Origin of the sequence: Rhodococcus sp. 2G (assembly GCF_001886355.1) — a bacterium.
Taxonomy (GTDB): Bacteria; Actinomycetota; Actinomycetes; order Mycobacteriales; family Mycobacteriaceae; genus Rhodococcus; species Rhodococcus pyridinivorans.
In genome coordinates this window covers 1,250,963-1,272,926 of record NZ_CP018063.1, presented here as the reverse complement: position 1 = coordinate 1,272,926, position 21,964 = coordinate 1,250,963, and the positions used below count along the sequence as shown (strand labels likewise).

General features: G+C 69.7%; 20 protein-coding genes. 8 read left to right on the top strand and 12 right to left on the bottom strand.

Annotated elements, in window-relative coordinates:
- Positions 1–42: 42 nt before the first annotated feature.
- Complete coding sequence (gene nusA / locus BO226_RS05995) at positions 43–1,071, bottom strand: transcription termination factor NusA (RefSeq protein ID WP_006554228.1); 1,029 nt, start codon at positions 1,069–1,071, stop codon at positions 43–45.
- The gene (gene rimP, locus BO226_RS05990; protein WP_033096519.1) at positions 1,068–1,667 is read right to left on the bottom strand and encodes a ribosome maturation factor RimP; all 600 of its coding nucleotides are present in this window, start codon (positions 1,665–1,667) and stop codon (positions 1,068–1,070) included. Before rimP ends, nusA begins: the two co-directional genes overlap by 4 nt.
- Positions 1,668–1,817: 150 nt before the next feature.
- Between rimP and BO226_RS05985 the strand changes: the two genes are divergently transcribed.
- Both BO226_RS05985 and BO226_RS05980 read left to right on the top strand, forming a co-directional pair.
- Entirely contained in the window at positions 1,818–2,315 is a 498-nt protein-coding gene (locus BO226_RS05985) for a hypothetical protein (RefSeq protein ID WP_006554230.1), read from the top strand.
- Positions 2,312–2,755: a ferritin-like domain-containing protein gene (locus BO226_RS05980; RefSeq protein WP_006554231.1), complete on the top strand. Its 444-nt coding sequence runs from the start codon at positions 2,312–2,314 to the stop codon at positions 2,753–2,755. Before BO226_RS05985 ends, BO226_RS05980 begins: the two co-directional genes overlap by 4 nt.
- 38 nt (positions 2,756–2,793) lie before the next feature.
- Here the strand turns inward: BO226_RS05980 and BO226_RS05975 are convergent, their stop codons facing one another.
- Both BO226_RS05975 and BO226_RS05970 read right to left on the bottom strand, forming a co-directional pair.
- Positions 2,794–3,453 carry an O-methyltransferase gene (locus tag BO226_RS05975; RefSeq protein ID WP_033096518.1) on the bottom strand — a complete coding sequence of 220 codons (660 nt, stop codon included), beginning with the start codon at positions 3,451–3,453 and terminating at the stop codon, positions 2,794–2,796.
- Between the two features lie 119 nt (positions 3,454–3,572).
- Positions 3,573–5,306, bottom strand: a complete 1,734-nt coding sequence (locus BO226_RS05970; RefSeq protein ID WP_024100656.1) for a proline--tRNA ligase — start codon at positions 5,304–5,306, stop codon at positions 3,573–3,575.
- 53 nt (positions 5,307–5,359) lie between these two features.
- On the opposite strand from BO226_RS05970, the gene yaaA reads away from it, so the two are divergent.
- Positions 5,360–6,103 (top strand): peroxide stress protein YaaA, encoded by a 744-nt coding sequence (gene yaaA / locus BO226_RS05965; protein ID WP_071934809.1) that lies wholly within the window; start codon positions 5,360–5,362, stop codon positions 6,101–6,103.
- Here the strand turns inward: yaaA and BO226_RS05960 are convergent.
- The 4 genes from BO226_RS05960 to mqo all read right to left on the bottom strand — a co-directional run bounded on the left by BO226_RS05960 (position 6,096) and on the right by mqo (position 11,563).
- Complete coding sequence (locus tag BO226_RS05960) at positions 6,096–7,178, bottom strand: FUSC family protein (protein WP_071934808.1); 1,083 nt, start codon at positions 7,176–7,178, stop codon at positions 6,096–6,098. The two genes, yaaA and BO226_RS05960, sit on opposite strands and share 8 nt — an antisense overlap.
- 72 nt (positions 7,179–7,250) lie before the next feature.
- On the bottom strand, positions 7,251–8,672 hold the full coding sequence (locus BO226_RS05955) for an MFS transporter (protein ID WP_232238113.1): 1,422 nt from the start codon (positions 8,670–8,672) through the stop codon (positions 7,251–7,253).
- Between the two features lie 59 nt (positions 8,673–8,731).
- Entirely contained in the window at positions 8,732–9,994 is a 1,263-nt protein-coding gene (gene cobA, locus BO226_RS05950; RefSeq protein ID WP_006554239.1) for a uroporphyrinogen-III C-methyltransferase, read from the bottom strand.
- 96 nt (positions 9,995–10,090) lie between these two features.
- A complete protein-coding gene (gene mqo / locus BO226_RS05945; RefSeq protein WP_230809625.1) occupies positions 10,091–11,563 on the bottom strand; it encodes a malate dehydrogenase (quinone) in 1,473 nt (490 codons plus the stop codon).
- A gap of 241 nt (positions 11,564–11,804) precedes the next feature.
- Between mqo and BO226_RS05940 the strand changes: the two genes are divergently transcribed.
- On the top strand, positions 11,805–12,875 hold the full coding sequence (locus BO226_RS05940; protein ID WP_064061050.1) for an alpha/beta hydrolase: 1,071 nt from the start codon (positions 11,805–11,807) through the stop codon (positions 12,873–12,875).
- Positions 12,872–14,245 (top strand): mycothione reductase, encoded by a 1,374-nt coding sequence (gene mtr / locus BO226_RS05935; RefSeq protein WP_006554243.1) that lies wholly within the window; start codon positions 12,872–12,874, stop codon positions 14,243–14,245. Before BO226_RS05940 ends, mtr begins: the two co-directional genes overlap by 4 nt.
- A 75-nt stretch (positions 14,246–14,320) precedes the next feature.
- On the opposite strand, the gene BO226_RS05930 is transcribed toward mtr, so the two are convergent.
- Positions 14,321–14,887: an alpha/beta fold hydrolase gene (locus tag BO226_RS05930; RefSeq protein ID WP_024100650.1), complete on the bottom strand. Its 567-nt coding sequence runs from the start codon at positions 14,885–14,887 to the stop codon at positions 14,321–14,323.
- Here BO226_RS05930 and BO226_RS05925 point away from each other — a divergent pair.
- Complete coding sequence (locus BO226_RS05925) at positions 14,886–15,188, top strand: hypothetical protein (RefSeq protein ID WP_156895124.1); 303 nt, start codon at positions 14,886–14,888, stop codon at positions 15,186–15,188. The two genes, BO226_RS05930 and BO226_RS05925, sit on opposite strands and share 2 nt — an antisense overlap.
- Here the strand turns inward: BO226_RS05925 and map are convergent.
- Both map and BO226_RS05915 read right to left on the bottom strand, forming a co-directional pair.
- Positions 15,175–16,032 carry a type I methionyl aminopeptidase gene (map, locus tag BO226_RS05920; protein ID WP_019289132.1) on the bottom strand — a complete coding sequence of 286 codons (858 nt, stop codon included), beginning with the start codon at positions 16,030–16,032 and terminating at the stop codon, positions 15,175–15,177. The two genes, BO226_RS05925 and map, sit on opposite strands and share 14 nt — an antisense overlap.
- A gap of 65 nt (positions 16,033–16,097) precedes the next feature.
- Positions 16,098–17,741, bottom strand: coding sequence for an AMP-binding protein (locus BO226_RS05915; RefSeq protein ID WP_071934806.1), 1,644 nt, complete (start codon positions 17,739–17,741; stop codon positions 16,098–16,100).
- 108 nt (positions 17,742–17,849) lie between these two features.
- Between BO226_RS05915 and BO226_RS05910 the strand changes: the two genes are divergently transcribed.
- Both BO226_RS05910 and BO226_RS05905 read left to right on the top strand, forming a co-directional pair.
- Positions 17,850–18,713 (top strand): LuxR C-terminal-related transcriptional regulator, encoded by an 864-nt coding sequence (locus BO226_RS05910; RefSeq protein WP_006554249.1) that lies wholly within the window; start codon positions 17,850–17,852, stop codon positions 18,711–18,713.
- Between the two features lie 49 nt (positions 18,714–18,762).
- A complete protein-coding gene (locus tag BO226_RS05905; RefSeq protein WP_019289129.1) occupies positions 18,763–20,118 on the top strand; it encodes an APC family permease in 1,356 nt (451 codons plus the stop codon).
- 2 nt (positions 20,119–20,120) lie between these two features.
- Here BO226_RS05905 and BO226_RS05900 read toward each other — a convergent pair whose 3' ends face one another.
- Positions 20,121–21,962, bottom strand: a complete 1,842-nt coding sequence (locus BO226_RS05900) for a penicillin-binding transpeptidase domain-containing protein (RefSeq protein ID WP_198040611.1) — start codon at positions 21,960–21,962, stop codon at positions 20,121–20,123.
- Positions 21,963–21,964: the final 2 nt, after the last annotated feature.

Below are 21,964 nucleotides of genomic sequence, written 5' to 3'. Positions count from 1 at the left end.
ACCACTGTACCGCTGATTTGCCCGGAATCCCGCATCCCACTCCTACGCGCCTGTCGAGCCGCCGCGCGAATCGTCGTTCCCGGCCGGTGCCGCGTCGCTGCGGATGTCGATCCGCCAGCCGGTCAGCCGGGCCGCGAGCCGGGCGTTCTGCCCTTCCTTGCCGATCGCGAGGGACAACTGGAAGTCGGGAACGACCACCCGGGCGGCGCGCGCGTCGGGGTCGACGACCGTGACCGACACCACCTTCGACGGCGACAGTGCGTTGCCCACGAACTTCGCGGGGTCCTCGTCGTAGTCGATGATGTCGATCTTCTCCTCGCCGAGTTCGCGCATCACGTTGCGCACCCGCTGCCCCATCGGGCCGATGCACGCACCCTTGGCGTTGAGGCCGGGGACGGTCGAGTGCACGGCGATCTTCGAGCGGTGCCCGGCCTCGCGGGCGACGGCGACGATCTCCACCGACTCGTCGGCGATCTCCGGGACCTCGAGGGCGAACAACTTGCGCACCAGATTGGGATGTGTCCGCGACAGGGTGATCTGCGGGCCGCGCTGTCCGCGGGAGACGCCCACGACGTAGCACTTGATGCGGTCGCCGTGCTCGTAGGACTCCCCCGGCACCTGCTCGGCCGGCGGGATCAGTCCCTCGGCGTTGTTCGTCTCGCCGCCGATCTTCACGACGACCATGCCGCGGGCGTTGGCACGCGAGTCGCGCTGCACGACGCCGCTGACGATCTCACCCTCGTGGGTCGCGAACTCACCGAAGCGCTGTTCGTGCTCGGCGTCGCGGATGCGCTGCATGATGACCTGACGCGCGGTGGTCGCCGCGATCCGGCCGAAGTCCTCGGGAGTGTCGTCCCACTCGGCGATCAGGTTGCCGTCGGCGTCGCGCTCCTCGGCGAGGACCTGGATGGCGCCGGTCTTCGTGTCGACCACGACCCGCGCGTGCGGCTGGTGTCCGTCGACGTGCCTGTACGCCGTGAGCAGGGCCGTCTCGAGCGTCGCGATCAGCTCGTCGAACGGGATGTTCTTCTCCGCCTCGAGCATGCGCAGGGCGGCGATCTCGATATTCACTTGTCCACCTTCGTTTCGTTCGTCTCGTCGTGGTCGTCGCTGCCCGTCTCGTCCTCGGGCCCTTCGGCCAGCTCCCCGGCCGCGACCCGGCCGTCCGGAACCCCGCCCGCGAGCTCGAGTTCCCTCGGTGGCGGCGGGGAGAACTCCACCTCCACCACCGCTCTGCGCACCGCCGAGAGCGGGACCGAACGCACGACCGGCCCGGACCGATCGGGCAGGACGAGCCTGATCTCGTCGCCGACGAGCTCGCCGATGCGTGCGACGAGGGTCTCGTCGGCCAGTTCCACCTTCGTCTTGCGACCCTGAGCGCGCCGCCAGTGGCGGGGCTCGGTCAGGGGCCGGCCGATCCCGGGGCTGGTGACCTCCAGGACGTAGGGCGACTCGCCGAAGTCCGAGACTCCGTCGAAGGCCTCGGAGACGATCCTGCTCAGGCGGGCCGCCTCGTCGAGACCGAGACCTGCGTCGCTGTCGACGAGGAGGCGCACCGTACTGTGCTTTCCGGCGGCCGTGACCACCACGTCCTCGAGGTCGTATCCCTCTCTGGCGAGCAGATCGGAGACGAGCTCGACGATCCTCTCCGGGGGCGGCACAGGCATGGCGGGCGGGCTCCTCGTTCAGTTGTGGTCGCAGCGGACAGCGGGCCGGAACGGATGCGTACCGGCAGACATCAAGCCTAACCCGCGTCTCCTGCTGCTGTGACCAGGGCGGCGTCCTTCGTCGGACGACGCGACTGGCAGGATGGTCCGGTGCCGATGCCACTCGACCGTCCCACCGTCTCCCGACGAACCCTCCTGCGATGGTCGTCGGTCGCCGTCGGTGGATTCGGAATCACGACGATCACCGCGTGCGGCGCCTCCGACGAGGATGCCGCCGAACCGGATCCGCTGGCGGGTCAGGCGACCCGCGCCCGCACCGACGCAGCGATCGCGACCGCGCTGGTCGCGCGGGCGCCGGAGCTGTCCGCGCCGCTCACCACGATCGCGGCCGAGCGGACCTCCCACGCCGACGCGCTCGAGGCCGAGATCGCCCGGATGGAGGGCGCCACCACGAGTTTCACTCCCCCGTCGACCACCGTGACCACTCCCACCGGTGAGCTGCCGACCGTCGAGGCGCTCCGTGAGCGGTTGAACCGGTCGCAGCGCGAAGCCGCCGACCTCGCACGCACGCTCTCGGGTTACCGCGCGGGTCTGCTCGCCTCGATCAGCGCGTCCTGCGCCGTGCAGACGGCGGTGATGTTGCCGTGAGCTCACCCGAACTCGGTTCCGAACAGCAGGCCCTCGTCGACGCCCTCGAGGCCGAACACGCGGCGGTCTTCGGATACGGCGTGGTCGCGGCCTTCGCGGATCCCGCCCGCGCGAACGCCGTGGCGGAGGACACCGCAGCGCACCGCGCACGCCGTGATGCAACGATCGAGGCGTTGCGCGCCGCGAGCGTCGAGCCGCCGGTCGCGGCACCCGGTTACACCGTGCCGTTCCCGGTGATCGACGCCGCGTCCGCCGCGCAGCTCGCCGAACAGATAGAGAGCGACACCGCGGTCGCGTGGCGGTCCGTCGTCGAACGGGCACGCAGCGAGGCCACCCGGGCCACGGCCGTGGACGCACTCACCGAGGCGGCCCTGCGGGCGGCGCGGTGGCGGCAGAGCCGCGGAGTCGTGCCGTCGGTGGCCTTCCCCGGTCAACCCTGATCCGGTCGGCCTCGATCCGGTCGACTCCGAAGCACGGGTCACCCGGTCACGACCGCCAGCGCGAAGCCGTCCCAGCCCTTCGATCCGACGGTCTGCAACGCCGTCGCGTCGAGGCGCGGTTCGCGGGCGAGCAGTTCGAGCACGTCCCGCGACGCGCGGACCCGTTCGTCGTCGCTGCCCTGATCGACGATGGCCCCTGCCCGCACCACGTTGTCGACGACGATGACGGTGCCGGGTCGCGACAGCCCGAGCGCCGCGCGCACGTAGTTGCTGTTGTTCTCCTTGTCGGCGTCGATGAACACCAGGTCGAAGGGATCCTCGTCGACCAGGCCCGGCAGCGAGTCCAGGGCGGGGCCGACTCGGATGTCCACACGGTCACCGACGCCGGCGCGGTCGAGATTGGCGCGGGCCACCTCGGCGTGCTTGCGCTCGTATTCGAGGGTGACCACCCGGCCGGACTCCCCGACGGCCCGGGCAAGCCAGATGGTCGAGTATCCGCCGAGGGTGCCGATCTCCAGGACCCGGCGGGCACCCCGGATCCGTGCGAGCAGGTGCAGGAACTTGCCCTGCGGCGCGGACACGTCGATGGGCGGCAGTTCCGCTGCGGCGTTCGCCTCGAGCGCTGAGCTCAGCGCAGGATCGTCGCCGATCAGCACGTCGGTGAGGTAGTTGTCGGTCGCACTCCAGTTGTCGGCCATGTACCTCATTGTGGTTCGGCGCGCAGCGCACCACGGCGACTTCTGCCACATACGCCGGTGCCCCCGCGACGGCAGGTCGCAGGGACACCGGGTTCCGCCTGTATCGGCGAATAAGAGCGTCAGCGGTTGACGATGCGCTGGACGACCTCACCGATCGGCAGTTCGTCGGCCTCGCCGGAGAAACGGTCGCGGACCTCGACCTTGCCGTCGGCGAAGCCGCGGCCGACCACGACGACGAGCGGCATGCCGAGCAGCTCCGAGTCCTTGAACTTCACGCCGGGCGACGCCTTGCGGTCGTCGAGGAGCACCTCGAGGCCGGCGTTCGAGAGTTCCTCGGCGAGGTTCTCGGCGCCTTCGCGGGCCTGCTCGTCCTTGTTGGCGATGACCAGGTGCACATCGAACGGTGCGATCTCCGACGGCCAGCGCAGGCCCTTCTCGTCGTGCTGCTGTTCGGCGACCACCGCGACGAGGCGTGACACGCCGACGCCGTAGGAGCCCATCGTGGGGCGGACGGGCTTGCCGTTCTCGCCGAGGACGTCCACCGCGAAGGCATCGGTGTACTTGCGGCCGAGCTGGAAGACGTGGCCGATCTCGATGCCGCGGGCGGAGAGGAGTGGGCCGGCTCCGTCGGGCGACGGATCGCCGTCGCGCACCTCGGCGGCCTCGATCGTGCCGTCCGGGGTGAAGTCGCGACCTGCGACCAGCCCGAAGACGTGCTTGCCCTGCTCGTCGGCGCCGGTGATCCAGCTGGTGCCGTCGACCACGCGGGGGTCGACGAGGTAGCGGACACCGTTGGCGAGCAGCGCCTTCGGGCCGATGTAGCCCTTGACGAGGAAGGGATTGGCCTCGAAGTCGGCGTCGGTGAGCAACTCGACCTCGGCGGGTTCGAGCGAGGCCTCGAGGCGCTTGTCGTCGACCTCGCGGTCGCCGGGGATGCCGATGCCGAGCAGCTCCCACTCGCCACCGGGCTGCCGGACCTTGACCATGACGTTCTTGAGCGTCTCGGCCGCGGTGACCTCCCGGCCGAGGACCTCCGACGCCGCGGCGACGAGCGAGGCGATCGTCGGGGTGCCGGGGGTATCGTGCACGACCGCCTCGGGCTGTCCGTCGATCGGCAGCGGTTCCGGCGCGAGCGTCTTCACCGCTTCGACGTTCGCCGCGTAGCCGGATTGGAGGCACCGCACGTAGGTGTCCTCACCCGCAGGCGAGTCGGCCAGGAACTCCTCGGAGGCGCTGCCACCCATCGCACCGGAGGTGGCCGAGACGATCACGTACTTCACGCCGAGACGCGCGAAGATGCGCTCGTAGGCGTCGCGGTGAGCCTTGTACGAGTCGGCCAGGCCCTCGTCGGTGAGGTCGAAGCTGTAGGAGTCCTTCATGACGAACTCGCGACCGCGGAGGATGCCGGCGCGGGGGCGCTCCTCGTCGCGGTACTTCGTCTGGATCTGGTAGAGCGTGACCGGGAAGTCCTTGTAGGAGTTGTACTCGCCCTTGACGGTGAGCGCGAAGAGCTCCTCGTGGGTGGGTCCGAGGAGGTAGTCGCCGCCCTTGCGGTCCTTCAGCCGGAACAGGCTGTCGCCGTATTCCGTCCACCGGTTGGTGGCCTCGTAGGGTTCGCGCGGCAGCAGCGCGGGCAGAGCGATCTCCTGCGCTCCGATGGAGTTCATCTCCTCGCGCACCACCCGCTCGATCTGCCGCAGCACCCGCAGCCCCAGAGGCAGCCACGAGTACACACCTGGCGCGATTCGTCGCACGTATCCGGCTCGGACCAGCAGCTTGTGGCTCGCGACCTCGGCGTCGGCCGGGTCGTCTCGGAGGGTGCGGAGGAACAGGTGCGACATGCGGGTGATCACGACCGTGCAGCCTACCGTGGCCACCTTCCGCGACGTCGGTACGGTTACCGGTTGTGCTGGTGCTTCTCCCCCCTTCCGAAACCAAGTCCGACGGCGGCGACGGCGGACCGCTCGATCTCGCCGACCTGTCGATGCCGCAGTTGACGGAGACGCGGGAGATGCTCGTGCAGGCCCTCGTCGACCTCTCCGCCGACCCCGAGGAGTCGAGCCGCGCACTCGGGCTGGGCACGAAGGGCGCCGACGAGATCGAACGCAACGCGCAGTTGTGGGTCTCTCCCACCCGCCCGGCGCTGGAGCGGTACACCGGCGTGCTGTACGACGCGCTCGACGCGGGAGCCTTCACGAAGGCGCAGCGCGACAAGGCCTATCGACGCCTGGGCATCGGGTCGGCGCTGTTCGGCGCGGTCCGGGCTGCGGATCCGATCCCCGCCTACCGCCTCTCCGGAGGGTCGAAACTGCCCGGCTTCGGCACCGTGAAGTCCGTGTGGCGGAACGAGCTCACCGACGCGCTCGTGGCCGAGGCCGGCGGCGACCTCGTGGTCGATCTCCGCTCCGGGGTCTACCAGCAGCTCGGTCCCGTGCCAGGTGCGGTGACCGCAACCGTGCTCACCGAGCAGCCCGACGGCACCCGCAAGGTCGTCAGCCACTTCAACAAGCACCACAAGGGCCTGCTGGCCCGCGCGCTGGTCCTCACCCGCGCGGAGCCGAGCGATATCGGAGCGCTCGCCCGCGTCGCGACGAAGGCGGGACTGAGGGTCGAGGTGGAGTCGCCGACCGAGCTGGTCGTGCTCACCTGACCTCGAGTCCCATCGCCGCGACGATCCGGCGAGCCGTGTGCAGGACGGCGCCGAGTCGCGCGGTCAGGACCAGGTCGTCCGATTCGGTGGCGAACCGTTCGAGTTCGGTGAGATTGCTGCGGCACGTCCCGTCGGGGTCGACCTCCCGGCCCGCCCCCACGGCATCGACCATCTCGGCGAGGGCGTCGAGCATCGCTGCGATCCCCGTCCGCAGGCGGCGACAGTCGGCTTCGGCGACGTCGTCGCCGAGTACGGGGTCCAGAGCGTGCGCGAGTTCCTCGACAGCGCTGGACACCGACGAGAGGTCGTCGAGGGTCCGGTCCCAGCGACGTGCCCATTCCCCGGCCCGTGCAGCGGCGGGGCGTGGGTTCATCCGGGCACTCTCGTGCGCCCACCGTGATTCCTCGAAGGCGCGCTGCACGAGGCTGTCGATGCCCCGCGCGCGCTGCACCCAGTCCCGCACCCCCGACGATCCCTCACGGCATCCGGACGCCATGTCCCGCAGCAGGTCGCGCAGCTCACCGGTGAGTTCGCGGGCCTCCTTGCCCGCCGAGTACACCGGCGGGAAGACCAGCGCCGTCACGGCCACGCCGATCGCCGCGCCGATCGCCGTCTCCGCGAGTCGTTCACCGAGCAGGATCGGGCTGTCCGAGGCGCCCGTCGCGATCACCAGCAGCGCGGTGATCGCCACCCAGATGCCACTGGCCCCGAACCGTCGCCAGCGACCCGCGAAGTAGCCGATCGCCACGGCGATGCCGATCGCAGCGGTCGTCGACTCCACGAGCCGCGTCACCACGACCGCGACCAGCAGACCCGCAACCACCGCCCCGACCTGCACCACCGCCTGCTGGAGCGAGCGCACGAGTGTCGCCTCGACGAGGAAGACCGCGACATAGGGCGCGAGGAAGGCCTGCTGGAAGTGGAAGACCTCGGTCACGACGAGCCACGCGACGACCGCGGCGAGCGTGGACCGGAACGCCTGGAGGGCAACGTACCGCTCGTGTCCGGCCTCGCGCACCGCGCGGACCATCCACGATCCGACGAATCTGCCCCGTTCGAGAACACCGACCTGCATGAGTGTCGGGTACCCGGGGGTCGTGCGTGGCAGGCGTGAGCAAACTCATCCGCCGCGCCGACGGTCCCGGGATCAGGACGTCTGCGCGGCCTTCTCGGCTTCCTGCGCCTGGGCGACCTCTTCGGGGGTGAAGCGGATGAACAGAGCCGCGATACCGGCGATCACCGCGCAGACGGCGCAGCCGACCAGCGCGAACATGTAACCCTCGCCCTGCGCGACGAGCTGGGCGTCGGTCATGCCGGCGACGGCCCCCGAGACACCGCCGAGCGACATCGTCCGCGAGGTGGCCATCGCACCGATCACACCGAGGCCGATCGGACCTCCGAGGGTCGTTGCGACCTGCGCGATCGCCGAGAGCGGTCCGATCTCGTGCGGACCCACCCCGGAGATCGCGCACAGCGGCAGCGGGACGACGGCCAGTCCGACGCCGAAACCGACGACGAGCACCAGCACGAACAGGGTCGGGAAGTAGCGGACGCTGCCGTCCATCGTCGATCCGTAGAGCAGGCTCACCGTCATGATCACCGAGCCGGTGACCACCAGCCAGCGGGGTTCGATCCGCGCGACCATCTTCGACGACACCGCGGCGGCGCCTCCGAGACCGAAGGCGAACGGCACGAACGCCAGGCCCGCGGAGAGTGGGCTGTAGCCGAGAATGTCCTGTACGAACAGGGCGACGAAGGCCGCGAGGCTGAACATCACCGCACCCGCGAAGAAGATCGCCACGAAGGTCGCGACGCGGTCCTTGTTCCGGAACAGCACGAACGGCAGCAGCGGGTTCTCGGCGCGCCGCTCGGCGAGCAGGAACAGTCCCAGCAGCACGAAGCCCGCGGCGACAGCACCGATCACCGGAAGGCTCGACCAGCCGAGTTCGGGGCCCTCGGTGAGACCGAAGACCAGACCGGTGCAGCCGAGCGTCGCGAGGATCGCGCCGGGAACGTCGAGCGCGAGGCGTTCGGACGCGGTCTCACGCAGCGCGATCGCGGCGAGCACGACGATGAGCACACCGATGGGGACGTTGATGAGGAAGATCCAGCGCCACGACACCTGTGTGAGGGCCCCACCGAGGATGAGTCCCGCGATGGACCCGACGCCGGTCATGGCGGCGAAGACCGCGATGGCGCGGTTGCGTGCCGGGCCTGCGGCGAAGGTCGTCGCAACGAGCGCGAGAGCGGTCGGGGACGCGACCGCGGCCCCGACACCCTGCAGGGCGCGGGCGCCGATGAGCGTCGCTTCGCCGGTCGCCAGCCCGCACAGAAGGGACGCCAGGGTGAACAGGCCGACCCCGCCCATGAACATGCGTTTGCGCCCGTAGCTGTCGCCCAGGCGGCCGCCGAGGAGCATCAGTCCGCCGAACGCGAGGGCGTACGAGGTGAGGACCCAGTTGCGACCCGAATCCGACAGTCCCAGATCGCTCTGCAGCGGAGCGAGCGCGAGATTCGCGACCGTTCCGTCGAGAACGACCATCAACTGGAGACCGCTGAGGACCAGCATGGCCAGAGCGACCGCGCGGGTGGCCGACGGATGCGAAGTGGCTGACACGTGATCCAACGTTACCCACCGTCCGAGTCGGAGCCGGTCCGCGGATCGAGTCCGAATCCGGCCACCGGCCCGATCACGACGATCGCGGGCGGGCGCACGGCCTCGTCCCGGACACGCTGAGCGACGGTCGACAGATCGGCACGCACCACACGTTGGCTGCTCAGCGTGCCCTCCTGCACGACGACCACGGGGGTGTCGGTGGGACGTCCGCCGGCGATCAGGGCGTCGGCGAACTGCTCGATGCGTTCGACGGCCATGAGCAGGACCAGGGTGCCGCGCAGCTTGGCGAGCGCGTCCCAGTCGGTGAGCGAGTCGGGATGTCCGGGCGCGACGTGGCCGCTGGCCACGACGAATTCGTGGGTGACCCCACGGTGGGTGACGGGGATCCCGGCCGCAGACGGCACGGAGATCGCGCTGGTGATGCCGGGGACGACGGTCACCGGGATGCCGGCCGCGGTGCAGGCCTCGAGCTCCTCGTAACCGCGACCGAAGACGTACGGGTCGCCGCCCTTGAGTCGGACGACGAACTTGCCGGCCTTTGCGCGGTCGATGAGGGTCTCGTTGATGACCTGCTGGGCCATGGCCCGTCCGTACGGGAGCTTCGCCGCGTCGATCACCTCGACGTGCGAGTCGAGTTCCGCGAGCAGTTCCTGCGGGGCGAGATGGTCGGCGACGACCACGTCGGCGCGGGTGAGGAGGCGTCGACCGCGCACGGTGATCAGGTCGGGATCGCCCGGTCCTCCGCCCACTAGGGCGACGCCGACCGGCTTCGGCGCGGTCTCGGCGAACTCGGCGACGGCCGCTCCGGCGAGGGCGTCACGGATCGAGGTGCGCACGGCGGCGGACCGGCGGTGGTCGCCACCGGCGAGGACGCCGACGGTCAGACCCTCGTAGCGGGCCGTGGCGGGGGTGACGGCGCTGCCGTGACGGGCGTTGTCCGCGCGGACGCAGAAGATCCTGTTGCGTTCGGCTTCGGCGACGACCGCTGCGTTGGTCTCGGGTTCGTCGGTGCAGGCCATGGCGTACCACGCGCCGTCGAGGTCGCCGTCGCGGTAGTCGCGCAGGTCGAGGGAGATGCGGCCCTTCGTCGCCATGCTCTCGACCACGGGGGTCGCGGCCCGGGCGACCACGTGGACGTCGGCACCGGACGCGACGAGCAGACCGAGACGCCGCTGCGCGACGCTGCCTCCTCCGACGATCACGACGCGGCGTCCACGGAGATCGAGTCCGACCAGGTAACTGGTCTCGTCCTCAGCGGCAGCGGACACGGGCATCTCCCCATCTCTCGTGTCGGGGCGAATCCGATCGGACCCACCTTCGGGACACCTGTGGCCCGGGCATCGCCCCGGGCCACAGGTGCAATGATCGGATCAGACCGCGGCGGCCTCTGCGGGTGCCTCGGCCACGGTGTCGGAGACGACGTCGAGCTGCAGCGACTTCGTGCTGTGGTCCCATACCTGGCGGAACAGGTCGGGGTTGTCGGACAGCTTCAGACCGAGCGACGGGACCATTTCGCGGAGCTTGGACTGCCAGCCCGCCCACTGCTGCGGGAAGCAGCGCTCGAGGACGTCGAGCATGGCCGGAACGGCCGTCGAGGCACCCGGCGACGCACCGAGCAGACCGGCGATCGAACCGTCACCCGCGTTGACCACGGCGGTACCGAACTCGAGGACACCGCCCGCACCCTTGCGGCGGATGACCTGCACACGCTGGCCGGCGACGATGAGCTCCCAGTCCTCGAGGCGCGCCTCGGGCACGAACTCGGCGAGGGTGCCGATGCGGTCGGCGGGCGACTGCATGAGCTCACCGACGAGGTACTTGACCAGGCCGAGCTCGGTGACGCCGACGCCGAGCATCGACATCAGGTTGCCGGGCTTGACGGACTTGGGCAGGTCCATGATGCCGCCCTGCTTGAGGAACTTGGGCGACCAGCCGGCGTAGGGACCGAAGAGCAGACCCTGCTTGCCGCCGATGACGCGGGTGTCGAGGTGCGGCACCGACATCGGAGGGGCACCGACCGCGGCCTTGCCGTAGACCTTGGCGCTGTGCTGCGCGATGACCTCGGGATTGGTGCAGCGCAGGAAGGCACCGGAGACGGGGAAGCCACCGAAGCCCTTGATCTCCTTGATGCCCGACTTCTGCAGCAGGTGCAGCGCGCCGCCGCCGGCGCCGACGAAGACGAACTTCGCCTGGACCTTGCGCGACTCGCCGGTGCGACGGTTGCGGACCTTCACGATCCAGCTGCCATCGGACTGCTTGGACACGTCGGTGACGTCGTGGCCGAAGAAGACGGTGCCGCCGGAGGCCGCGACGTGGTTGATGAGCTGCTTGGTGAGGGCACCGAAGTCGATGTCGGTGCCGGTCTGCGTCCAATTCAGGGCAACCGGGTCGGAGAAGTCGCGGCCCTTGCCCATGAGCGGCAGACGCTCGGTGAAGACCTCGGGGCTCTCGGTGTACTCCATGCCCTCGAAGAGGGGATGGCCGGCAAGGGCGTCGTAGCGGGCACGCAGGTACTTCACGTTCTCGGCGCCGTGTACGAAGCTGACGTGCGGAACCGGATTGATGAAGTTCTTGGGGTCGGACAGAATGCCGTTGTCGACGGCGTACGCCCAGAACTGGCGCGAGACCTGGAACTGCTCGTTGACGTTGACGGCCTTCGCGATGTCGACCGAACCGTCCGGCTTCTCAGGAGTGTAGTTGAGCTCACACAGCGCGGAGTGGCCCGTACCGGCGTTGTTCCAGGGGTCGCTGCTCTCGGCGGCCGCGGCGTCGAGGCGCTCGAACGCGGTGATCGACCAGTCGGGCTGCACCTGACGCAACAACGCACCGAGGGTTGCGCTCATGATGCCCGCGCCCACGAGCACTACATCGGTTTTCGCTACTACGTTCTCTGACACTGGGAAATCGACTTCCTTGTCTGGTTCGCACGCGCCGCCGAAGTACGGAGGTACCGTCTCGCGTGGGTGTCCCGTCAACGCGGCGCGCGAATGCGACCGACAGGTTACCCGCGCGTGGTCCGGCGTTTCATTTCACCTCATTGTGTACCCATGAGCGGTGGTCGGCGAACACACCTAGGGTGTGATAGTGACTACTTGGCGTCCTGACGTCCTCGGAGACGGCTACGAACAGCTCGAACTGCCGCTGGGCACCGACCCCGACGGCGAAGGCGAGATCTCGGCGACCCTGGTGCGCTACCAGCCTCCGTCTACCGATCTCCCCGACCGGGCGGTGCTCTACGTCCACGGCTTCACCGATTACTTCTTCCAGCAGCACCTCGCCGAGCACTTCGCGGCGCGCGGTTACCGCTTCTTCGCGCTGGACCTGCGCAAGTGCGGTCGTTCGCGGGCACCCGGGCACACCCCTCACTTCGTCACCGATCTCTCCCACTACGACGCCGAACTCGACGAGGCGCTGCGCGTGGTGCGCGAGGAGGTCGGTGGCGGTGTGCTGCTGGCGGCCCACTCGACGGGCGGGCTCGTCCTGCCGTTGTGGCTCGACCGTCTCCGTCGCCGGCCCGGCGGGGTTGCCGCGGCGGGCATCGTGGGTCTCGTCCTGAACAGTCCGTGGTTCGACCTGCAGGGACCGTCCTACCTGCGCAATGTCGGCACGGCGGCCGTCGACATCGTCGGCCGCCTCCGCCCGCGCGCGCTCATACCGCTGCCGAAGACCGAGGCCTACGGCCGCAGCCTGCAGTGCGACGGCTGGCGCTACGACCTCGACTGGAAGCCGTTGACCGGGTTCCCCGTCCGCTTCGGCTGGTTACGTGCCGTGCGGCGGGGCCAGGCCGTCCTGCACCGCGGGCTCGACATCGGGGTGCCGTCGCTGATCCTGCGGTCCGGTGCCTCGCGCTTCGCTCCGCGGTACGACGCGAGCGTCGACACCGTCGACGCGGTCCTCGACGTCCGCCAGATAGCCCGATGGGCGGGATGCCTCGGCAACCGCACGACGATCGTGCCGATCGACGGTGCCCGTCACGACGTGTTCCTGTCCACACCCGGTCCCCTGGCGGAGGCCTTCCGGGAATTGGACTTGTGGCTGGAATGGTTGGACGGAGCGGACGAGGCGGACACCTCCGGTTCCCGAACCGAGGCCGACGACTCCGACGACTCCGCCACCGTTTCCGTACTGCACCGACTCACGGGAGAGCACGCGTGACCCACTACGACCTCGCGATCATCGGCACAGGATCGGGGAATTCGATCCTCGACGAGCGGTACGACGGGAAGCGCGTCGCTCTCCTCGAAGAAGGCACCTTCGGGGGCACCTGCCTCAACGTGGGCTGCATCCCCACGAAGATGTACGTCTACGCCGCGGAGGTCGCCCACACGGTCCGCACCGCGGCGAAGTACGGCGTCGACGCGTCGATCGACGGAGTGCGGTGGAACGACATCGTCGACCGGGTCTTCGGTCGCATCGATCCCATCGCTGCAGGCGGCGAGCGCTACCGCCGCGAGGACTGCGCGAACGTCACCGTCTACGACGGTCACGCGCGGTTCGTCGGCGAGCGCCGCATCGACACCGGAACCGGTGAGGTGATCACCGCGGACCAGGTGGTCGTCGCGGCCGGTTCGCGGCCCGCGATCCCGCAGGAGGTACTCGATTCCGGTGTGAGATATCACACGAGCGACGGCATCATGCGGTTGCCTAAACTGCCCGAGTCCCTCGTAATCCTCGGGACGGGTTTCATCGCGATGGAGTTCGCCCACGTCTTCTCGGCGCTCGGCACGCGGGTGTCGGTGATCGCGCGGACCGACCGTCTACTGCGGCACCTCGACGCCGACGTCTCCGAGCGGTTCACGGCGCTCGCCGCGGCCAAGTGGGACGTCCACCTCGCCAATCCGGCCCGGGCGTTCCGTCCGGTCGGCGACGGCGTGGAGGTCGAACTCGCCGACGGCACCGTCGTGAGCGGCGACGCCCTGCTCGTCGCGACAGGTCGGCAGCCCAACGGTGACCTGCTCGACGCCGCGGCGGCCGGCATCGAACTCGATGCGAAGGGCCGGATCGTGGTCGACGAGTTCCAGCGCACGTCCGCGGCGGGTGTGTTCGCCCTCGGCGACGTGTCGTCGCCCTACCAGCTCAAGCACGTGGCCAACCACGAGGCGCGGGTCGTCCAGCACAACCTGTTGCACGACGCGTGGAGCGGCGACACCACGGGTCTGCAGCGGACGGACCACCGCTACGTCCCCTCCGCGGTGTTCACCGATCCGCAGATCGCGTCGGTCGGTCTCACCGAGGCCGAGGCCCGGGAGGTGGGATTCGACATCTCCGTCAAGATCCAGGACTACGGCAACGTCGCCTACGGCTGGGCCATGGAGGACACCGAAGGTTTCTGCAAGCTGATCGCCGATCGGTCGACGGGTCTGCTGCTCGGCGCCCACATCATCGGGGCCCAGGCGTCGACGGTCATCCAGCCGCTCATCCAGGCCATGTCGTTCGGTCTGCCCGCGCGGGAGATGGCGACCGGGCAGTACTGGATCCACCCCGCGCTGCCCGAACTCGTCGAGAACGCCCTGCTGGGTCTCTGAACTTCGGGGTCTCCGAGCACCTTCACCAGCGCCGTGTGGCTTGCTGCCCTCTCCGGGCCGCAGGCCACACGCGTCTCACCAGCTTCCGGTGCGCAGCGCGATCGCGGACGCGAAGTCGGTGGGCGCCTCGGCGGGCACGTTGGCGACCCCGGCGAGTTCGACCACCCGGAACTCTCCCGTCACGTAGCGCATCGATGCGTCCGCTTCGGGTCGACGCGAGGCATCGCCCACGACGATCGTGGTGGGCACCTCCGCGGGCGGCGCCGACGCGTCGCGCACCGTGCCGTCACGATCCGCGACCGCGGGATGGCCGCGGTCGGCGACCACCAGGCTCGCGAAGCGTCCGAAGCGTCCTGCGGCGACGGCCCAGGCCAGTTCGGCTCCCGCGCCGCTGCCCGCCAGATGAACCCAGGGCAGGGCGAGGGCGTCCAGTAGGGCGAACACGTCGGCGGGCGCGAGTCCGTCGATCTTCTCGACCACGATCGTCCGCAGGTCGGACGTGTGCAGCCGCTCGCACACGACGTCGTACACACCTGCGTCCTCCCCCGCGTCGGGGAAGAGCAGCACCGTGTAACGACTTTCGGGGCCGCCGATCCGAACCTGCACGTCCCCACCGGGCGTGGTCACCGTCCTCGATTCCATGGGCAAACGCTACATGGCCGCAGTCCGTGCTCCGCCTCGTGCCGTATCGACGACGGGCTGGGGAGTGGACATGCGGATGTTCGGGATCCTGCGTTTCGTCACCGACAGTTCCGTGGTGCAGTTCCTGGGCTTCTTCGCCACCATGCTCCTGATCGTTGCGCTGTCGATGCTCGTCGGGGCAATCCAGCACCGTTGGTGCGCAACGGGTCTGCCGCCTTCCGGAACAGGTTCGGCCCCGACCCTTTCCGGGTCGGGGCCGAACTCCGTGCTCGCTCAGCGAGCGGAGGTCACGGCAGGGTGAGGATCTCGGCGCCGGTGTCGGTGACGACGATGGTGTGCTCGAACTGCGCGGTCCACTTGCGGTCCTTGGTGACGACCGTCCAGCCGTCGTCCCAGATCTCGTAGTCGGGCGTACCGAGGTTGATCATCGGTTCGATGGTGAACACCATGCCGGGCTCGATGATCGTGTCGATGTCGGGCCGGTCGTAGTGCAGGATCACCAGGCCGTTGTGGAAGGTCTCGCCGATACCATGGCCGGTGAAGTCGCGGACGACGCCGTAGCCGAAGCGGTTGGCGTAGGACTCGATGACCCGGCCGATGACGTTGAGGGCCCGGCCCGGCTTGACCGCCTTGATGCCGCGCATCGTGGCCTCGCGGGTGCGATCGACGAGCAGGCGGACGTCCTCGGAGACGTCGCCGGCGAGGAAGGTGGCGTTGGTGTCGCCGTGGACGCCGTCGATGTAGGCGGTGACGTCGATGTTGACGATGTCGCCGTCCTCGACGACGGTCGAGTCGGGGATGCCATGGCAGATGACCTCGTTGAGCGAGGTGCAGCACGACTTGGTGAAGCCGCGGTAGCCGAGGGTCGACGGGTAGGCGCCGTGGTCGCACATGTACTCGTGCGCGACGCGGTCGATCTCGTCGGTGGTCACGCCCGGCGCGACAGCCTTACCGGCCTCGACGAGGGCCTGTGCGGCGATCTTCGACGCGAGTCGCATCTTCTCGATCGTCTCGGGTGTCTGCACCCACGGCTCGTTGCCTTCCTTCGCCGTGGGCTTCCACACGTACTCCGGCCGTTCGATCGATGCGGGCACCTCCCGGACGGGAGTCGGAGTGCCGGGGACGAGCGGAGCGCGGGTAGCCATGACTTCCAGATTAGCCGCCGCGCCCCGCTCCCCCGTCATCCACCGATCGGGCCGTCGTGCGCCGATCAGCCCACAGCGCCCGCCTGGCGCAGCTTGAAGCGCTGGACCTTGCCGCTCGGCGTCTTGGGCAGGTGCGGCACGAAGTGCACCGCGCGCGGGTAGGCGTGGGCGGCGTACTTCTGCTTCACGAGCTTCTGCAGCTCCGCCTCGACCGCGTCGTCGCCCTCGACACCCTCCCGCAGCACCACGAACGCCTCGAGGACCTCCCCCCGCAGTTCGTCCGGCAGACCCACGACGGCGGCCTCGATCACGTCGGGGTGCATCACGAGCACCGACTCGACGTCGAACGGGCCGATGCGGTAACCGGCCATGATGATCACGTCGTCGTCGCGGGACGAGAAGAAGAAGAAGCCGTTCTCGTCGACCTTGCCGGCGTCGCCGGTCAGGTACCAGCGGCCGTCCTCGCTGAACCGGTCGGCGGTCTTCTCGGGTGCGTCGACGTAGCCGGTGAACCACACGAGCGGGCTCGCGTGCACGTCGATCGCGACGCGTCCGACCTCACCGGGCTCGGCGATCTCGTCGCTGTCCTCGCGCAGCACCGCGCAGCTCCAGCCCGGCAGCGGCTTGCCCATCGAACGCGCCGGGGTGTCCTCGCGCAGCTCGTCCGCCCACGCGTCGACGACGAACATGCCGTGTTCGGTCTGTCCGTACTGGTCGCGCACCACGACACCGAGGGTCTCCTTCGACCACTCGAGGACGTCCGGGGTCAGCGGCTCACCGGCCGAGGAGGCACGACGCAGCCGCACCGGCGGGTGCTCGGCGGTGTCGGCCTTGAGGCTGCGGTAGACCGTCGGGGCCGCCGCGAAGTTGGTCACCCCGAAGGTGTCGAGGATCTGCCAGGTGAGCGCGGGCGAGAAACCGGCGTGCAGCAGGAGGCTGCGCCGACCGGCCGCGAGCGGCCCTAGTAGCGCGTAGTAGAGCCCGTACGCCCATCCCGGATCGGCCGCGTTCCAGAAGACGTCGTCCTTGCGCACGTCGAGGCCGAACTCCAGGTAGGCGTGGAAGGACGCCAGCGCCTTCACCGGGACGGGAACACCCTTGGGAGTGCCGGTCGTGCCGGAGGTGAACAGCTGGACCAGGCGCCCCTCGGCGCCGACGGCGACGGCCTCGCCACGCGGGTCGTCGGCCGACTGCGCGGCGACCAGCTCGCCGAAGTCGCGGGCCCCACGCCCGGACGCGTCGGCGTCTCCCTCACCGGCCACGACGACCTGCCACGGCACCTCGGCGGGAAGATCCGATCCGGCGGCGAGCTTGCCGGCCTGATCACGATCGGCCACGACCACCTTGGTGCCGCTCGCGTCGAGCCGGAAGGCGATCGCCGGCGGGGCGAAGGCGGTGAAGAGCGGCACGTGCACGGCGCCGCGACGCCAGATACCGAGAACCGCGACCACCAGGTCTGCCGACTTGCCCATGAGCGTCGCGACGTGGTCGCCGGTTTCGACACCGAGATCCGCCAGCGCCGCGGCGAAGCGGATCGACCGTTCGCGGAGCTCGCCGTAGGTGAGATCGGTGGAGCTCAGGTCCGCGTCGACGACGGTGAACGCCACCGCGTCGGCGGGATGGTCGTCGCACAGCAGTCGGGCTGCGCAGGCGTCTGCCGTGTCGTACCGCTCGAGCAGTGTCCGCACGCGGCTCGCTGTGTCGCCCATTGTGGTCCTTTCGTCCGTACCGGCCAGGGTGTTCCTGATCTGTGGAGCACACCCGTTCGACGTCTATGATTCGAGTCACACCATGTTCCCCGATACCCCCGGAAAGGGGTGGCGTTCGTGTCGTCCTCCTCGTCGGCGCTGCTGCGTCCCCGTGACGGTGATGCCCTGCGCGGTGAACTCCGCCGCACCGCGGCGCAGGCACAGTTGCCGGTGGTCTTCGCCGGCGAGGTCCAGCAGGGATCGCTGCAGCTCAGCGAATTCTTCGGCACCCGCACCAACAGCCTGGCGGGGGTCGTGGTGCCTCCGCGGGCCGGTCTCGGCGGTCGCGTCCTCGCGGAGTCGCGGGTGGTGACGGTGTCGGACTACGGTCGCTCTGCGTCGATCACGCACCACTTCGACCGTCCCGTTCTGTACGAGGGATTGCGGTCCATCCTCGCCGTGCCGGTACTCGTCGAGGGCAAGGCCCGCGCGGTGTTGTACGGCGCCGCGCGCGAGTGCGCGCCGGTCGGTGATCGGGCGGTGACGGCGTTCGCGCAGGCGGCCGCACGTCTCGCGCACGAGATCGAGGTGCGCGACGAGGTCGATCGGCGACTTGCGATGCTCGAGCGGTCGTCCGGCGACCGCGATCCCGTCGCGACCGCGCAGGTCCGCGAGGTCCACGCCGAGCTGCGGGTGCTCGCGCAGGGCACGACCGATCCGGCGCTGCAGGAGAAGCTCCGCTCGTTGTCCGACCGTCTCGCCGGGGTGCTCGACGGAACGGAACCGGAACCGACGGACGTCGTGCTGTCCCCGCGCGAGACCGACGTGCTGTCCCATGTGGCGCTGGGGTGCAGCAACGCCGAGATCGCCCAGCGCCTGTCGGTCGGTGCCGAGACGGTCAAGAGCTACCTGCGCAGCGCCATGAGCAAGCTCGACGTCCATTCCCGCCACGAGGCCGTCGTCGCCGCGCGAAAATCGGGTCTGCTGCCCTGATATCCGGCCGGTCCCCCATCGGCGGACAGGGTGCGGAAGGGGGCCTGCGGTGGCCGAGACGACCGACTCACCCCAGCTCGTCCGCGTCCTCGGACCGGGTCTGCTCCTGCTGTTCGTCATCGGCGACATCCTGGGCACCGGCATCTACGCTCTCACCGGGGAGGTCGCGAACGAGGTCGGCGGCGTGGTGTGGCTGCCGTTCCTCGTCGCGTTCGCCGTCGCGACGGTGACCGCGTTCAGCTATCTGGAGCTGGTCACGAAGTATCCGCGGGCGGCCGGAGCGGCGCTCTACACGCACAAGGCGTTCGGCGTGCATTTCCTGACCTTCCTGGTGGCCTTCGCCGTGATGTCCTCGGGCATCACCTCTGCCGCCACTGCTGCGCGGGCGTTCGCCGCGAACTTCGCCGAGGCCTTCGGACTCGACCTGGCCGGCACGGCCGGGATCACCGTGATCGCGCTGGTCTTCGTCCTCGTCCTGGCGGTGATCAACTTCCGCGGGGTCGGCGAGAGCGTGAAGACCAACGTGGTGCTCACGATGGTCGAGTTGGGCGGCCTGCTCATCATCGTCGCGATCGGCATGTGGGCGTTGGGTTTCGGCGGCGGGGACTTCTCGCGTGTGGTCGAGATCGATCCCGGCGACCGGTCCGTCTTCTCCGCGGTGGTCGCAGGGACGGCCCTGGCCTTCTTCGCGATGGTGGGGTTCGAGGATTCGGTGAACATGGCCGAGGAGTGCAAGGAGCCCACCCGGATCTTCCCCCGGATGCTGCTGCTCGGCCTGGGTCTCGCCGCGTTGGTGTACGTGCTCGTTTCGATCACCGCGATCGCGCTCGTCGCGCCCGAGGAGCTCGGGGCGGGCGAGACGCCCTTGCTGCGGGTGGTCGAGGTCGGCGCGCCGGCGTTCCCGGTCGGGATCTTCGCCTTCGTCACGATGTTCGCGGTGGCCAACACCGCGCTGATCAACATGCTGATGGCGAGCCGGTTGGTCTACGGCATCGCCCGCGAGGACGTCCTGCCCGCCGTCCTGGGGCGGGTGCACCCCACGCGCCGCACGCCCTATGTCGCGATCGCGTTCACGACGCTGCTCGCGGTCGGTCTCGTCGTCTTCGTCGGCGGGGTGCCCGAACTCGGGGGGACGACGGCGCTGCTCCTGCTGGGGGTGTTCGCGATCGTCAACGTCGCCGCACTGGTCCTGCGCCGGGACCACGTGGAGCACCGGCACTTCCGCGCGCCGACGATCCTCCCGGTGCTCGGGGCGGCCAGTTGCCTGTTCCTCGTCCTGCCGTGGGTCGACCGGCCCGTGACCCAGTACCGGACGGCCGGGGTGCTGCTCGGGATCGGTGTGGTGCTGTGGCTGGTGACGCGACTCGCGGGCCGGCGCGACGGTCGGCCCGCGAGTACGACCTGAGCTCAGGCTCCCTCGTCGTATTCCGGCGGCAGGGCGGCGAACATGTCGCGGGTGACCGCGACCGCGTTGTCGGAGCTGCCGCCGCGCACGACGAGCGTCGCGAACGCCAGATCACCGCGGTAACCGACGAACCACGAGTGCGACCCGCCCTCGACCTCGGCCTCGCCGGTCTTGCCGTAGACGTCGCCCTGGTCCCGGATGCGGTCGGCGGTACCGCTCGTGATCACCAGGCGCATCATCTCGCGCAGACCCTCCACCATCTCCGGCGTCACCGGCGGCGGCGAACCGCTCACAACGGTCTCGCGACCCGCGATGAGATAGGGCACCGGGGTACGGCCGGCGGCGACCGTCGCCGCGGTGAGCGCCATCCCGAACGGGCTCACGACCACCTTGCCCTGACCGAAGCCGTCCTCGGTCCGTTCGACGAGATCCTCCGCGGGCGGAACCGATCCGGTGAAGGTCGGCATCCCGACCACCTCGTAGTCCACACCGATACCGAACTGCGAAGCGGCGACGGTCAGCGCGTCCGGGGCCATCTCGGAGGCGAGCTTGGCGAAGGAGGTGTTGCAGGATCGGGCGAAAGCGGTAGCGAGAGAGACCGTCCCGAGCTCGAACTCGTTGTAGTTCGGCACGCTGCGCTCACCGATCGTGATGCGGCCCGGGCACGGCACCATCGTGTTCGGGGTCGCGCTCCCCTCGGCGATCGCCGCACCCGAGGTGACGATCTTGAACGTCGAGCCCGGCGGGTACTGGCCGGCCAGCGCGACCGGGCCGTCCCGGTCGGCGGCCTTGTTCTGGGCCACCGCCAGCACCGCACCCGTGGACGCCTCGATCACGACCGTCATCGCCTGCTCGGTGCGGGCATCGACGGCCGCCTGGGCCGCGAGCTGGAGGGGACGGTCGAGACTGACCGAGAACGACGGCACCGGTTGCGGCGGCGTCTCGGTGAGCACCCCGGTGTCCACGCCGTACTGGTTCACCACGACGACGCTCCACCCGGCCGTGCCGTCGACCTCGTCGATGACGGTCTTCTTGATCTGACCCACGAGATCCGGCGCGAAGTTGCGATCGGTCGCGACGAGGTCGGCCTGCTCGGTCACCACGACACCGTCGATCCCGGCGAGACGTGGGGCGACGCGCTCGTAGTCGTCCTCGCGCAGTCGCATCACCGAGCGCGGCCCGGAGGAGGCCGTCACCGATTCCGCGATCGCCTGCGCCGTGAGCGAGGAATCGAACTCCGACAACGTCGACGCGAGCTGTCGTGCGGCGCCGGCGACGTCGGAGGTCTGCGCGGCGTCGAAGGCGATGCCGTAGACCGTGCCGGGGACGAGGATGTCGCTGCCTGCGTGCTCGTTGACCCGGGCACGCGGCGCCGGGCTGCTGCGGAGCTGCATGGTCTGCCGTTCGCCGAGCTGCGGGTGCAGCGCGGACTTCGCCCACCGCACGATCCAGTCGTTCCCGCTGCGCCCCATGTTGAGCTCACCGGTGTACTGCCATACCCGTTCCTTCGGCAGGTGCCACTCGTAGTTGTAGCCCACGGTCGCGGAGTCGCCGCTGATCCGGGTGGATGTCGTTGTGGCGATGAGGGATTCGGCTTGAAGCCCGTCCAGGACCTCCTGCATCGCGACGGCCGCGTCGTCGGGGCGGTCGGTGCGATCCGCCGCCGACGCGACGTCCTGCGCGGCGAACGAGTCGAGAAACGCCTGGGCGGCGGCCTCCGGCCCGGCCGGCCGCGGCGTGCACGCGACGGCCAGGCCGAGGAGCACGACGGCCGCCGACCACACAGCGCCGATCCGGAGTGCGCGTGCGTACGGGGATGCCGGGGTGGAACTTCGAGGTCTCATCG

Coding starts and splice junctions, on each gene's coding strand:
- rimP (WP_033096519.1), bottom strand. CDS start 1,667: ATGCCTGTGCCGCCCCCGGAGAGGATCGTCGAGCTCGTCTCCGATCTG.
- BO226_RS05975 (WP_033096518.1), bottom strand. CDS start 3,453: ATGGCCGACAACTGGAGTGCGACCGACAACTACCTCACCGACGTGCTG.
- BO226_RS05960 (WP_071934808.1), bottom strand. CDS start 7,178: ATGCAGGTCGGTGTTCTCGAACGGGGCAGATTCGTCGGATCGTGGATG.
- BO226_RS05955 (WP_232238113.1), bottom strand. CDS start 8,672: ATGCTGGTCCTCAGCGGTCTCCAGTTGATGGTCGTTCTCGACGGAACG.
- cobA (WP_006554239.1), bottom strand. CDS start 9,994: ATGCCCGTGTCCGCTGCCGCTGAGGACGAGACCAGTTACCTGGTCGGA.
- mqo (WP_230809625.1), bottom strand. CDS start 11,563: ATGAGCGCAACCCTCGGTGCGTTGTTGCGTCAGGTGCAGCCCGACTGG.
- BO226_RS05925 (WP_156895124.1), top strand. CDS start 14,886: ATGGGCAAACGCTACATGGCCGCAGTCCGTGCTCCGCCTCGTGCCGTA.
- BO226_RS05930 (WP_024100650.1), bottom strand. CDS start 14,887: ATGGAATCGAGGACGGTGACCACGCCCGGTGGGGACGTGCAGGTTCGG.
- map (WP_019289132.1), bottom strand. CDS start 16,032: ATGGCTACCCGCGCTCCGCTCGTCCCCGGCACTCCGACTCCCGTCCGG.
- BO226_RS05915 (WP_071934806.1), bottom strand. CDS start 17,741: ATGGGCGACACAGCGAGCCGCGTGCGGACACTGCTCGAGCGGTACGAC.
- BO226_RS05900 (WP_198040611.1), bottom strand. CDS start 21,962: ATGAGACCTCGAAGTTCCACCCCGGCATCCCCGTACGCACGCGCACTC.